This is a genomic window from Rheinheimera pacifica (assembly GCF_024809855.1).
Taxonomy (GTDB): Bacteria; Pseudomonadota; Gammaproteobacteria; order Enterobacterales; family Alteromonadaceae; genus Alishewanella; species Alishewanella pacifica_A.
Map to the genome: position 1 here is coordinate 434,301 of NZ_JANUEM010000001.1, position 13,959 is coordinate 448,259.

11 protein-coding genes are annotated in these 13,959 nt (G+C 46.5%); 3 read left to right on the forward strand and 8 right to left on the reverse strand.

The window, feature by feature from the left end; all coding sequences use genetic code 11:
• Nucleotides 1-75 precede the first annotated feature (75 nt).
• Complete coding sequence (locus tag M2404_RS02015) at nt 76-321, forward strand: Rho-binding antiterminator (protein WP_259237960.1); 246 nt, start codon at nt 76-78, stop codon at nt 319-321.
• Nucleotides 322-475: 154 nt separating this feature from the next.
• Here the strand turns inward: M2404_RS02015 and glsB are convergent, their stop codons facing one another.
• Nucleotides 476-1,408 (reverse strand): glutaminase B, encoded by a 933-nt coding sequence (glsB, locus tag M2404_RS02020; RefSeq protein ID WP_259237961.1) that lies wholly within the window; start codon nt 1,406-1,408, stop codon nt 476-478.
• 401 nt (nt 1,409-1,809) lie between these two features.
• On the opposite strand from glsB, the gene M2404_RS02025 reads away from it, so the two are divergent.
• The gene (locus tag M2404_RS02025; RefSeq protein WP_259237962.1) at nt 1,810-2,046 is read left to right on the forward strand and encodes a GreA/GreB family elongation factor; all 237 of its coding nucleotides are present in this window, start codon (nt 1,810-1,812) and stop codon (nt 2,044-2,046) included.
• 493 nt (nt 2,047-2,539) lie between these two features.
• Here M2404_RS02025 and M2404_RS02030 read toward each other — a convergent pair whose 3' ends face one another.
• Both M2404_RS02030 and M2404_RS02035 read right to left on the reverse strand, forming a co-directional pair.
• On the reverse strand, nt 2,540-2,770 hold the full coding sequence (locus tag M2404_RS02030; RefSeq protein ID WP_259237963.1) for a type II toxin-antitoxin system CcdA family antitoxin: 231 nt from the start codon (nt 2,768-2,770) through the stop codon (nt 2,540-2,542).
• A gap of 46 nt (nt 2,771-2,816) precedes the next feature.
• On the reverse strand, nt 2,817-3,149 hold the full coding sequence (locus tag M2404_RS02035; protein ID WP_259237964.1) for a hypothetical protein: 333 nt from the start codon (nt 3,147-3,149) through the stop codon (nt 2,817-2,819).
• Between the two features lie 410 nt (nt 3,150-3,559).
• Between M2404_RS02035 and M2404_RS02040 the strand changes: the two genes are divergently transcribed.
• Nucleotides 3,560-5,839 carry an NACHT domain-containing protein gene (locus M2404_RS02040; protein WP_259237965.1) on the forward strand — a complete coding sequence of 760 codons (2,280 nt, stop codon included), beginning with the start codon at nt 3,560-3,562 and terminating at the stop codon, nt 5,837-5,839.
• A gap of 73 nt (nt 5,840-5,912) precedes the next feature.
• On the opposite strand, the gene lpdA is transcribed toward M2404_RS02040, so the two are convergent.
• From lpdA to ampE, 5 genes are all read right to left on the reverse strand, one after another.
• Nucleotides 5,913-7,325: a dihydrolipoyl dehydrogenase gene (gene lpdA, locus M2404_RS02045; protein WP_259237966.1), complete on the reverse strand. Its 1,413-nt coding sequence runs from the start codon at nt 7,323-7,325 to the stop codon at nt 5,913-5,915.
• Nucleotides 7,326-7,473: 148 nt separating this feature from the next.
• Nucleotides 7,474-9,105 (reverse strand): pyruvate dehydrogenase complex dihydrolipoyllysine-residue acetyltransferase, encoded by a 1,632-nt coding sequence (gene aceF, locus M2404_RS02050; RefSeq protein ID WP_259237968.1) that lies wholly within the window; start codon nt 9,103-9,105, stop codon nt 7,474-7,476.
• Between the two features lie 11 nt (nt 9,106-9,116).
• Nucleotides 9,117-11,783, reverse strand: coding sequence for a pyruvate dehydrogenase (acetyl-transferring), homodimeric type (aceE, locus tag M2404_RS02055; protein WP_259237969.1), 2,667 nt, complete (start codon nt 11,781-11,783; stop codon nt 9,117-9,119).
• 64 nt (nt 11,784-11,847) lie between these two features.
• On the reverse strand, nt 11,848-12,606 hold the full coding sequence (gene pdhR / locus M2404_RS02060; RefSeq protein WP_259237971.1) for a pyruvate dehydrogenase complex transcriptional repressor PdhR: 759 nt from the start codon (nt 12,604-12,606) through the stop codon (nt 11,848-11,850).
• A 448-nt stretch (nt 12,607-13,054) separates the two neighbouring features.
• A complete protein-coding gene (ampE, locus tag M2404_RS02065; RefSeq protein ID WP_259237972.1) occupies nt 13,055-13,912 on the reverse strand; it encodes a regulatory signaling modulator protein AmpE in 858 nt (285 codons plus the stop codon).
• Nucleotides 13,913-13,959 lie beyond the last annotated feature (47 nt).

Genomic DNA, 13,959 nt, shown 5'->3' on the forward strand with positions numbered 1-13,959 from the left:
ATAAAAAATTACGCAGTATATGTAGTGTGGGCTTAACCGGTAATGAACCCAAATACTAACAGCCCGGGAGGCGTTATGCTTAAGTGCGACTTGCATGATTATATTGAAATTGTCTGCCTGTACCATTACCCGCTACAGTTGACACTAAGCTCGGGCGTAGTGCTTAGCGGCACAGCCGAAACCACCCGCTATAACCACCAGCGGCAGGAGTGTCTGGTCATTAAGCACAACAATAGCGAACAGCTGGTAGTGCTGGATGATATTGCGCTGCTTGAAGTGATGATAGCTAACCCGCACTTGCAGCAAGTGCGGTTTAAGTAAGCTGAGGTTATTTGTATTAACCCAAAAGCCCCGCATGTAAGCGCCAACATTTGCGCTATGTTATGCAGTAACCAGCTGCTTACGTCAAGATTAATTACCGATAGTGGCTACCGGTCGGCAGTGCATCGAGCATCGAAGATATGGCCCGGCTACATTAAAACAACGACAGCCCCAGCTCGTCGGCCAGCTGTTGAATTAACTGCATCGCCACCACCGAGTTACCATAGCTGTTAAGTGGTGGGCTCCAGGCGGTTATCACACCAAATTGCGGCACTATCGCCACAATGGCGCCGCCTACACCGCTTTTAGCTGGTAAGCCGACTTTAAAGGCAAACTCACCAGACTGATCATACATGCCGCTGGTAGATAAAATAGCGTTTACGCGGTGTGCATCGCGTCGGCTGCAAATTTGCTCGTTGCTTTGCGGCTGTACACCGCGGTTAGCTAAAAACAATAACGAGCGCGCCAGTTGCTCGCAGCTGATTGCAGTGGCGCATTGGTAAAAATAGTGTTCCAGCACTTGCGGCACATCTGCTTCAATATTACCGAAACTTTTCATCAGATACGCCATAGCTGCGTTGCGGTTGCCGTGTTCCAGTTCAGACAAATACACCTGCTGGTCGGCATAAATGGCTTCTTCCCCGGCTAAACGGCGTAAAAAGGTTAAAAATGCACTTTTGCTGGCCGAGTAATGGCTAACCAACACATCTGCCACCACAATCGCACCGGCATTAATCATCGGGTTGCGGGGAATACCCTGCTCCCATTCTAACTGCACGATAGAATTAAACGGCTGACCGGACGGCTCCATATTTACCCGTTGCCACAGCTCATCGCCCAGCCGGTTCATCGCCATTACCAGGCCAAAGATTTTCGAAATGCTTTGCAACGAAAAGCTTTGTTGTGCCGCACCGGCACTGTGCAGCCGGCCATCCAGCGTGGCCACGGCCACTGCAGCCTGTTGCGGCGCTACCTGCGCCAGCGCCGGAATATAATCGGCTACTTTGCCACTGCTGTATAATGGCCGGCTCTGCGCTAACATTTGCTGCAACAAGGCACTAAGATCGGTGATGTTCGTTATCGGCAAGGCTGCCTCCTGCACTATTTTCTATGCTGGCAGTATGCCACAGCAGCAAAGTAGCCGGGGCATTTTGCCGCTTTGCATTAGGGCTGAATTCTGTTGATATAGCATTTTTGCTTTAGTGAATAACGCTGATACTGAATAAGCTCGGGTGCTGCGCTTAGTGAAGCAAGAACAGTGTAAACAGCGGTTGCTTTAATTTTGCCAAATGGCTATGGTTGTCGCCATTGGTACCCGGTACTTTTTACATGAGACATTAACTTTGTTTAGCGTAATAAACCTCATACAGAACTTCCCTCTCGCCTTCCAGCTTTAAACCGGGCGCACTTTGTTGCACCCGGTTGTAACACCTTAAAACTCTAAATATTTCACTGCTATACCTTCTTTAAGCACAGATTGGAGGCAATATGCCATTTTTGTACGTATCCGCTGGCTGCACAGTACAACTGGTATCAATGCATGATGAACTACGCTGCTGGTTAAAATTAGTCGCCAGCGCTAACCCTGATCTAAGCAAAGGTGAACTAGCAGAGCTCTCGCCGCTCGGCCTGGCCATGCTGGGTAAAGGTATTGGTGAGCAGGTTAAGCTGAACATTCCAGGTATCAATATTCATTTTCTAATTACAGATATCCTCGGCGACTAACACGCCAGGTAATACGTAACTCTAACCTGTATATGAAGGAGAATTCCATTTGAAGCATTTAGGCTCGCAGCACGGTTTTGCACAATATTGATCTACCAGCCAAGATTGTAGCCCGCTGCGACTACAACACTAGCTGGTTATTGTTCAGGAATATTTTTATGAGTAAGCAAAATACCAAAAAGAAGCCGCAACACGACATTAAAGAAAAACGCCGGCTTAAACGTGATAAACGTAGTAACGACGCTTAAATAGTTAGTGAGTAACCTCTTAGGGTGCAAACGGACTTACCCCTATTTAAGAACCAAACTTTAACTTTCCAGGCCTGATCATGAGGGTGGATTAGAACTGCTGCATTATGGCGATAAAGCTGAACCCTATCCCACGAGCCAGCTGGTATTTGAATGCCAGCAGTATGAGTAAAACATAGCTGTCTCAAAAGCCATCAATCAGCAGATCAAGGCCTGCTTTGATGTGCTGGCGGTATTTGGAAGCACTATATCTGGCCGAGCCGCTCAGCAAAAGTACCGTGCTCAGCAACTTGCTGGTTATAGGCGGCTATCGCATCGGCATTTTCTGCCTGCCACAACTCAGCTTTAGCCTGGCTAACCGCTTTACGTAAAGCCTGCTCTAACACCACAGATGGGCTGATATTGAGTGACTTAGCCTCGGCCAATAAAGCTGCATCCACCGAAGTATTACAAGCTGCTTTTGTAGCATTGTTCATACTCAAGCTCCGCTGTTAGTTAATAAGCTGCAGTATAGCGCAAATTTTATGTGCAGATAACTTGCGCATATTTTACTGACAACCAAACTGCTGCATTAACCGGCTTGGTGGATACCGTATTTTTAACGCTGCCAATCGTAACGGGTTTGGCTGGAACATTAGTCAGCACCACATCTTTTACCGGTGCCGGTATCGGGTTTTGACAGTGGTTATCAAATGCACGCTTAGCGCTTTGGTAGTTATGGCTATTCGGCTGATTGGAGAATTGCACCATCTGGTGCTGCAGCAATAAACACGCACCCTCGGTATATTGCTTTTGGCCAAAGGCCAGCGGGGAGATAAGCAGTAACAACGGTAAAGTAAAACGCATCCAGCGCATAACACGTCCCTGATTTATGGAATGTAGATGCTAGCAAGAGAGGGACTAAGCGGCAAGTTGCTTATACCTTAGTGTACTGTTTTCAGCGGCTTTAGGAATATCAATGACACTGACCCTATCGATTCGATTTTGACCCCATTGATTTCTAGCATCGTCTGCCTCTAACCCCAGCGCATATTATACTGCCTCGAGGTATTGATGTTGCGAATAACAGAGTTTGCAAATTAACAATACAAACAGTACCTTAAACTGCACGCTGCGCAAAAAGCATGCAGACACTTGACCAAACCTAATTGTTCAGAGAATCTAATGACAATCAGATAAAGACGTTAGTAACTTCTTATAGTGTTTAAAATACAAATTCTTACCAACATATTCAGATAAATCGGAAGCTCAAAAAGGAGTTAATTTTGCTAGAAAAACGCACACTTGAGCAGGTAAAACGAATTACCAACGAAGTAAAGGAATTGCATCCACTTCTATCAGCTCTTTTCCCCAAATTACCAACAATAATTAAATGTGAATACAAGCAAGGTAATAGAGAAGCTGGAGCAGATTTTGTGCTAACCAAGCAAGACCCAGTCTGGCTTCAGGAAGAATATGTTGGTGTTGTTGTTAAAGTTGGAAAAATAAGTAGCAATTCAACAGATGTTCAAATGCAAATTGACCAATGCATAACAATGAAAAGGAGCATTAATGGTAAAAAGGAAATTCTTGTCAATGAAGTTTGGGTCGTTTCGTCAGCTGGGGTAACTCAAAATGCACAAGACTATTTCTCCCAAAAATTTAATAATCACAAAATAAAATTTATAGGGCCTGAAGATATAACAAAGATGATGGTGGCTTATTTGCCTGAGTATTTTGAAGGCATATCTATCCCTATCAATCAATACATGCAAAGAACAAGAAACTCGCTTGAACAACTACAAGCAAGTACAAAGTTGTGGCTTAACGGCCTAGATAACGTAAATATTAATCATGAACTGATTTTCCAAAGTAATAGAAAATATACCCAGAACGACACAAGGATAATAAAAGCACAGAACGTTCAAATTGATACTTTGATAGAAAAGGGAGGAGTATCCTTAATTGAAGGAGCGATTGGCTCTGGTAAGTCAAGTTTACTGCGCTCAACAGCCATTAAGTTGTTAGACTCCACTAGATTTCAAGAAAAACGCCAACTCCCTATATACATCCAATTCAAAGATCTCGAGAAAAAATACGGTTTTTCATTGGAGAAGCTAATCGCTGACGAAATTCATTCTGACAAAAGTGATGATATAAAGTACATCGTAATGATTGATGGAATTGATGAGTCTAACCATGAACTCGACGAAAGAATCGGCATTATAAATAAAATTGTAGCCGAAGCTTCTCCAATGAAAAGCGTAAAACTAATTCTTACATGCCGCTCAAACGATAAGACATTATTTAGAACAAAGTTACCAACTTCGGTGAGAAACTACCAAATCGCGCCTTTATCGATGAAGCAAATAATCGGCATCATAAATATGGCATGCCAGCAACTCAACACGAAGAACAGAATAATTGAAGACTTAAAAAAATCAAGCCTTTTCAAGTCCCTGCCTAAAACACCAATTGCAGCTATCCTACTAGCCAAATTACTAAATGAAAACAACCAAGAAATCCCATCAAACCTAACCGAATTATATTCAAAGTATACAGAAATCGCACTTGGAAGATGGGATATAGAGAAAGAACTAGCTAAAGAAAAAGATTTTGACGCTACAGAAGCAATTACAAAAAACATTGCAAAATATTTTTTTGAGAACGATTTATTAGTTATATCTAAAGATGAAGCAAGAAACTTCTTTAAAGAATACTTAAGTAAACGAAAAATGGGAGTGGATCACAATAGTCTTTTCGACCACGTGTGTGAACGTTCTGAAATATTTTACTCCGATGATACCAATTCCACATTCGGATTTAGGCATAGAACCTTCATAGAGTTCTTTTATGCAAAATATCTTTTAAGCAGCGATAGCTTTGAAATATCGGATAAATGCTTTGAAGCAAACTGGTTAGCGGTTAGCTTTTTTTGGACAGGTTTACAAAAAGACTGCCCTGGGGTTTTAAGAGATTTCGCCCTTTCTGCACCATCTGAAGAAAAAAGCAAAGTTCTAAAAATGATAAATATGGGCAATATTCTTTTGGCTGGATATAGCACTGAATATAAAGTCATAACTAGCGCACTCGCACAAACATTTTCTGAGGCTGGAGTTTATTTTTCAGATATTGTTAAAACCGGTAAGACTTCTATTTTCTCGAGTTTTTCAGAAATGAAGTTATTATCGCTACTTAGATACGTCATGGCGGATTCATATGGCTACGAATTTTTTACAGATGCCATTGAAGAGGCAATGGTTCTTATTGACGAAAATAATGACTTAGAAGACATTCATAAAATGTACGCTCTGTTCTTTCTACAAACGTCACTAGTCTCTCCGAGTATCGAAAATTTATTTGAACACCTTATTGAGAAATATAAAGAAGCGCTCCCAATGTCAATAGCGCTTGGCATAGCTCATGAAACTAGAAACTTAGATATGAAAAATAAATTTACGGCTAAAGTTATGCGTTACTTACGAAAAGTTACCCAAGACAGAGACGTGCAGCAACACATTAATTTCTTATATGAAAGACCAATAAAGCAATTATTGAATAAATAGCTTTAGCATAATAAGCAGAATAACAAAGGCCGCATTCGCGGCCTCTTTATCTTAAACACTCAACTCAGAAAAATTACTTCTTCTTCGCTTTCGGGTTTGGTAAATCGGTGATTGAGCCTTCGTATATCTCGGCGGCTAAGCCGATAGACTCGTTCAGTGTTGGGTGAGCGTGGATGGTTAACGCGATATCTTCTGCGTCGGCACCCATTTCTACTGCTAAGCAGATTTCACCCAGCATTTCACCGGCGTTGATACCAACAATAGCGCCACCCAGAATACGGTGCGTTTCTTTGTCGAAAATCAGCTTGGTGAAACCTTCAGTACGGGCTGAAGCGATAGCACGGCCTGACGCTGCCCATGGGAAGGTAGCGGTTTCAATTTTTAAGCCCTGCTCTTTAGCTTCTTTCTCGGTAATGCCTGTCCAGGCCATTTCCGGGTCGGTATAAGCTACTGACGGAATGCAGCGTGGGTCGAAGTAGTGCTTCTGGCCGGCAATTACTTCAGCCGCTACGTGGCCTTCGTGTACTGCTTTGTGCGCTAACATTGGCTGGCCGATAACATCACCGATAGCATAGATATGGCCAACGTTGGTACGCAGTTGCTTATCTACATTGATAAAGCCGCGCTCGTCTACGTTAACACCGGCTTTAGCAGCATCTAACAACGCGCCATTTGGCTTACGGCCAACTGCAACCAGAATTTTGTCGTAACGTACCGCTTTCTCCGGTGCGTTTTTGCCTTCGAAAGTAACATACAGGCCGTCTTTTTTCGCTTCTACGCCAACAACTTTAGTAGACAACATAATGTTGTAGTTGTCTTTGTTGTACTTGGTGTAGGCTTTTACGATGTCAGCGTCAGCTGCTGGTACTAACTGATCAGCAAATTCTACTACTGATACTTTAGAACCCAGTGCGCGGTATACGGTGCCCATTTCCAAGCCGATAATACCGCCGCCTAATACCAGCATTTCGCCAGGAATGTCTTTTAATTCCAGTGCGCCGGTAGAATCGATAATACGGTCGTCATCTTTTGGAATAAACGGCAGTGATACCGGCTCTGAACCTGCCGCAATAATGGCGTGTTCAAAGGTAATTTTGGTGTCGCCAACCTGTAAGGTGTTCGCGCCGGTAAATTTACCGTAACCGGTAACTACCTTAACTTTACGCATTTTCGACATACCGGCCAGGCCGTTAGTCAGCTGGCCTACTACTTTGTCTTTCCAGCTACGGATTTTGTCTAAATCAATTTTCGGCTCACCAAAAGTAACGCCGTGTGATGCCATATCGCGGGCATCGTCAATAACCTTAGCAACGTGTAATAAGGCCTTAGACGGAATACAACCTACGTTTAAACACACGCCACCTAAAGTGCTGCGCGCTTCAACCAGTGTAACTTCTAAGCCTAAGTCTGCCGCACGGAAGGCTGCAGAATAACCGCCAGGGCCTGCGCCCACAACTACTACCTGAGTTTTGATATCGTTGCTCATCGTATTACCTTTTCATTGAGTCGGTGTTCTGACAGCGTCACTTTGTAGGGTACGGCTATCAGGCGAAAAAAGTGGCAGAATTTTAACATCCTGCCTGAGCGATGTCCCGTAACTTTTCAGCACGGGACACAAAATTCGCTCTTAGCTGTTACATAATGATCTGGCGAATATCGGCCAGATAGCTGGCCAGCGTCGCGGTAAAGCGTGCTGCCAGTGCGCCGTCGATAACGCGGTGATCGTAAGATACACTTAGCGGCAGCATCAGCTTGGGTTCAAACTCTTTACCGTTCCATTTCGGTTTAATGTCTGATTTCGACACACCTAATATGGCTACTTCCGGCGCATTTACAATAGGCGTAAACGCCGTACCGCCAATGCCACCTAAGCTGGATATGGTAAAGCAGCCGCCCTGCATATCGGCAGCAGTTAACTTACCTTCGCGCGCTTTTACCGAAATGTCCTGCAACTCGCGTGACAGCTCGATAATGCCTTTTTTGTTTACGTCTTTTACTACCGGTACAACCAGGCCGTTTGGCGTGTCTACTGCTATACCTAAGTGCACGTACTTTTTCAGAATTAAGCTTGCGCCATCTTCTGACAATGAGCTGTTAAAGGTTGGGAATTCTTCCAGCGCCTTCGCCACCGCTTTCATAATAAACACCAGCGGGGTGTACTTAACGCCAAGCTTTTTCTTCTCGGCCAGTGTATTTTGCTCTTTACGGAAGTCTTCCAGGCCGGTGATATCGGCTTCGTCGAACTGGGTAACATGCGGAATACGCACCCAATTACGGTGTAAATTGTTGCCGGATAACTTCTGAATGCGCGATAATGGCTTGCTTTCAACTTCGCCGAACTTAGCAAAATCAACTTTTGGCCAGGCGATTAAGTCAAAGCCCATGCTGTTACCCGCACCAGAGCCTGCAGCTGCACCGCTTTCAACCTGCTTAACCAGTTGCTTCACATAGTTTTGCACGTCTTCTTTAACCACGCGGCCTTTACGGCCGGTGCCGTTAACTTTGGCCAGGTTAATGCCAAACTCACGCGCTAAACGGCGGATAACTGGCGAAGCATGGGCATAAGCACTGTTTTCAACAAAGCCGTCGTTTGACGCAGGTGCCGGTGCGGCTTTAGCTTTAGCTGGCGCAGCTTCGGTTTTCGTTTCCGCTTTAGTTTCAGCTTTTGGCGCTTCAGTTGCAGCGGGTGCCGTATCGGCTGAACCTGTGGTTTCAAACACCATTATCAGGCTTCCGGTAGACACCTTATCGCCCACACTGATTTTAATTTCTTTAACCTTACCGGCAAAAGGCGCTGGTACTTCCATACTGGCTTTGTCGCCTTCAACGCTAAGCAAAGACTGATCTTCGCTTACCGTGTCGCCAACTTTTACCATAATTTCAGTAACTTCAACGGCGTCACCGCCAATATCCGGTACTTTTACATCTTGTACGCTGGCGGTTTTGCTTTCAGTTTTGGCTTCGGTTTTCGTCTCGGCTTTGCTGTCAGCTTTGGCTTCTTCCTTTGCCGGTGCGGCGTCTACTTTGGCAGCGCCTTCACCTTCAAAGGTCATAATCAGGCTGCCGGTTTTTACCTTGTCGCCTACTTTTACTTTAATTTCTTTTACTACACCGGCGTCATTGGCCGGTACTTCCATAGAAGCTTTGTCGCCTTCAACGCTTAGCAGCGATTGGTCGGCAGCCACTTTGTCGCCAACCTTTACCAGAATTTCGGTTACTTCAACTTCATCAGCACCAATATCCGGTACATGAATTTCAATAGTCATGTGTAATCCTCTTATGCGTACAGCGGGTTGGTTTTGCCGCTGTCGATGCCGAATTTCTTAATCGCATCTGTCACTACGGTTTTCTTCAACTCGCCCTGCTTCACCAGCTCGCTCAGTGCGGCCACTACGATATAACCAGCGTTCACTTCAAAGTGGCGGCGCAGGTTTTCACGGCTGTCAGAACGGCCAAAACCGTCGGTGCCCAGCACCTTGTAAGACACGGCCGGAATAAAGGCACGTACTTGATCGGCGTAGTTTTTCATGTAGTCGGTAGCAGCAATGGCTGGCGCTTTGTTCATCACGGTAGCAATGTACGGCGTTTTAGCCTTGGCATCCGGGTTTAGCATATTAAAGCGCTCGGCGTCCTGGCCGTCACGCGCCAGTTCGTTAAACGAGGTTACTGAGTACACGTCAGACGCTACGCCGTAATCCTTGCTTAAAATTTCTGCCGCTTTACGCACTTCATTTAAGATAGTGCCTGAGCCCATCAGCTGTACCTTGCCGCGATCGCCGTTTAAGCTTTCCAGCTTGTAAATACCACGGCGGATACCATCTTCAGCGCCTTTTGGCATAGCCGGGTGATGGTAGTTTTCATTCATTACGGTGATATAGTAATAAATGTTTTCCTGATCTTTACCGTACATGCGGCGGATACCGTCCTGCAGAATAACCGCCAGCTCGAAGGCATAGGTTGGGTCATACGAAATACAGTTTGGTACTGTGCCGGCCAGAATATGGCTGTGGCCATCTTCGTGCTGTAAACCTTCGCCGTTAAGCGTAGTACGGCCTGCTGTAGCACCTAACAGGAAACCACGCGCTTGTTGATCTCCGGCCAGCCAGGCCATATCGCCCACGCGCTGGAAACCAAACATAGAGTAGTAAATGTAAAACGGGATCATCGGTAAGTCGTTGGTACTGTACGATGTTGCCGCCGCTACCCAGGACGACATCGCGCCCAGCTCGTTAATACCTTCCTGCAATACCTGGCCGCCGGTATCTTCTTTGTAGTAGCTTACTACTGAGCGGTCTTCCGGCGTGTAGTTCTGGCCACCAGGGTTATAAATACCAATTTGGCGGAATAAACCTTCCATACCAAAAGTACGGGCTTCGTCGGCAATAATCGGCACAATTTGCTTACCGATATGCTCGTCTTTCAGCAGAATATTCAACGCCCGCACATAGGCCATAGTGGTAGAAATTTCGCGTTTTTGCTCTTCTAACAAACCGTCAAAGGCGCTTAATTCCGGCAGCGTTAATGGCTTGGTAAAGTTAGGCAGCCGCACCGGCGTATAACCGTGCAGCGCTTTGCGCCGTGCGTGCATATATTCCAGCTCTGGCGAGCCTTCCGGCAGCTTAATGTACGGTAAATCGGCTACCTGCTCTTCGGTAATATAGTCTTCCAGGCCTAAACGCTTGCGCAGTTGCAGCACATGCGTCATGTCCATTTTCTTCACCTGGTGGGCAATGTTCTTGCCTTCTGCCGCTTCGCCCATACCGTAACCTTTTACGGTTTTGGCTAAGATAACAGTAGGTTTGTCGGTACATTCCTGCGCCGCTTTAAAGGCAGCAAACAGCTTGGATGGTTCATGGCCGCCGCGTTTTAAATCGAAAATTTCTTCGTCGGTCATATCGGCAACCAGTGCAGCGGTTTCCGGGTAACGGCCGAAGAAGTGCTTGCGCACATAGGCGCCGTCGTTAGCTTTGTATGTCTGGTAATCACCGTCGATGGTTTCGTTCATCAGCTGTAACAGCTTACCGGTGGTGTCTTTGGCCAGCAGTTTGTCCCAGCCACGGCCCCATACTACTTTAATTACGTTCCAGCCTGCGCCACGGAATAAGCCTTCCAGTTCCTGGATAATCTTACCGTTACCCATTACCGGGCCGTCTAAGCGCTGCAGGTTGCAGTTAATTAAGTAACACAGGTTGCCCAGTTTTTCACGGGCAGCAAAGCTGATAGCACCGCGTGATTCCGGCTCGTCCATCTCGCCATCGCCTAAAAAGGCATAAACGCGCTGGGCGCTGGTATCTTTTAAACCACGGCCGTGTAAATACTTTAAAAACCGCGCCTGATAAATAGAAGCAATAGGGCCTAAACCCATAGACACGGTAGGGAACTGCCAAAACTCCGGCATTAATTTCGGGTGCGGGTAGCTGGATAAGCCTTTGCCATCTACTTCCTGGCGGAAGCTGTCCAGTTGCTCTGCTGTTAAGCGGCCTTCAACAAAAGCGCGGGCATAAATACCCGGTGAAATATGGCCCTGATAATACACTAAATCGCCGCCGTCTTTTTCATTGGGTGCGCGGAAGAAATGGTTAAAACAGGTTTCATAAAACGCCGCAGAAGACTGGTAAGACGCCATGTGGCCGCCTAAATCCAGCTCTTTTTTTGAGCCGCGCAGTACAATCATAATGGCATTCCAGCGGATCACCGAGCGGATACGTCGTTCCAGATTAACATCGCCAGGATAGGCCGGCTCTTGTTGCGGTGGAATGGTGTTAATGTAGTTGGTAGTAACACCGGTAGGCATAGCAACGCCTTCTAACCGGGCTTGCTCCAGTACCTGCTCCAGCAGGAACTGCGCGCGCTCTACCCCTTCAGTGCGAACAACCGATTCCAGCGCTTCAAGCCACTCTTTGGTTTCCAGAGCGTCGATGTCAACTTTACTGACTTCAGACATATCGAGGTTTCCTTTGGTTATGCACGCCTGTGTTTTAAATGCACAGCTGCGTTAAAAATAATGATCAGCCTTGTTGGGTGCGCCGTAACGAGCGTTCAATACGTGAGCGCTCTTTACCTACATCCAGTAAAGCTTCTTCGATAAAGGCCAGATGGCCATTACTGGCCTGGCGCGCCTTCTCCGGCTCACCATTTATGACCGCTTGCATCAGCCGTTGCCGGTGCGAATTCAGCTGGCCGACTATGCCTTCCTTCTGCTGCAGGGTTTCCAGGTTAACCCGGATATTCTGCTCCACCAGTGGCGTTAAGCCGCGCACTAAATGCAGTAAAACCACATTATGTGACGCCTCGGCCACTGCTAAATAAAAACTGCCTACCGCTTTGGCTTCGGCCTCCAGATCAGTTAACTGCTGCGCATCACAAATAGCATCATAGTGGCGCTTAATCTGGTCAAAATCGGCCGTTGTGCCACGCAATGCGGCGTAATAAGCACATATACCTTCCAGCGCGTGGCGAAACTCCAGTAAATCAAACTGCGATTCAGGATGGCGTGCTATTAATTCAAATAAAGGATCAGTAAGGCCAGCGGTCATATTGTCGCACACATAGGTGCCACCACCCTGTCGGCGGCTAAGCAGGCCTTTGGCTTCCAGCTTCTGAATGGCCTCGCGCAATGACGGGCGCGATACGGCAAACATTTGGGCTAAATCACGCTCGGGCGGCAGCTTTTGTCCCGGTGCAAAACTGCCCTCCAGCAACATGTTTTCCAGTTGCTCGACAATGCGATCAGAGAGTTTAGCCGGTTTAATTTTAAAATCTGTCATGCCGTGCTGTGGTTTCCCGTGGGCTGCAAACCTTTTTGTAAATTGGTATTACCAATTTATTTTTAGTGGCGATAAGGTAACAGTTTCTGCTTAGCAAGTAAATAAAGCAGAGATTACCGGCAAAGGCAAAAGCAGAAAATAGTTAGAGTAATAACTCAGCACCCAACGACTAGGAAAGAGACAGGAAGAATTGGTCTGACCAGGCGAAATGTGATTCTCATATTAGCGCAGGCTCCGACAAGAACCTCCGCTATGCTCGCCACAACGGGCTTTCGGCTGTCCTGCCTTCAAGCTGGCGGATCGGCTGCGCCGACGCAATTTGTTCCTGACAAATTGCTCATCCGCCTTCGCTGCGCGAAATGGTTTTGTGGCTGCGCTATCGGAGTTGTCGTCTGCTTGCTGTTACCCCCTCTTTGGCAAAGAGGGGGCTCAGGGGGGAGATTCGGAGTTACCCTAACCAGCCGGTTAAAGTTAAAATAGCGGTAAAGGCTAAAAAGAACAGCATATTGCGCTTAGCAAGCTGTACCATATAACTGGTGTCGTCCAGCGTGTTAAAGCTTTCTGCCGGTAATGGCTCTGCGGCTGTTGCAACCTCTACTACAACCTGCTCGTTGCTGGCGGTAAAATCAAGAAAGTACCCCAGCAAGGCGGTAGATGCGCGGGAAAAATGCCCCACCAGCGCAAAACCTAAACCAAATAACCGCGCCGGAAACCAGTTAGCCCAATGCGCTACATAATGCACCGCTTTGTTGTCGTCGCCCAGGCAGGCAGCATAGTTGGCAGCGTCTTCTTCTGCTACGGCTTCCTGCAAATGCCGCACCAGAGCATAAGTAATTACACCAAAAGCACCCAGCAATAAAAACCAGAACACCACAGCGGCGTAATAACGAAAATTCAGCCAAATCAGTAACTGGCCATAACTGCTTTGCTCGCGCGTACTGCCCATATCTGTGCGTATTTGCTGCATGGTAATAAACGCCGCTTCTTCGTCGCCTCTGTCCATCGCATTTAAATACTGCTTGTATAACTGGCGGTAATGCCAGCAACCAATAGCCACCAGCAATACCAGAGTGTTAACCACCAAACTAATTAAATGGCTGTCAAGCAGGCACAACGCCAGCATAACCACGCCACCTGGCAGTGCCAGCCACAAATATTGCCCCAGGCCATGCGCAGACAACCTGTTTAATGCTGAGCCAGCCGTAAAGCGCACATAAGCACGGCAATAGCCGCTGGCTTGCCATTTATTGCTGCGCACAGCCAGGCGCTCAATAATTAATGCCAGCAACATACTGATTAACGTCATACAAACAACTCCTTTATCGCGCTTTTTAGCACACTCTTTTCCTGTAC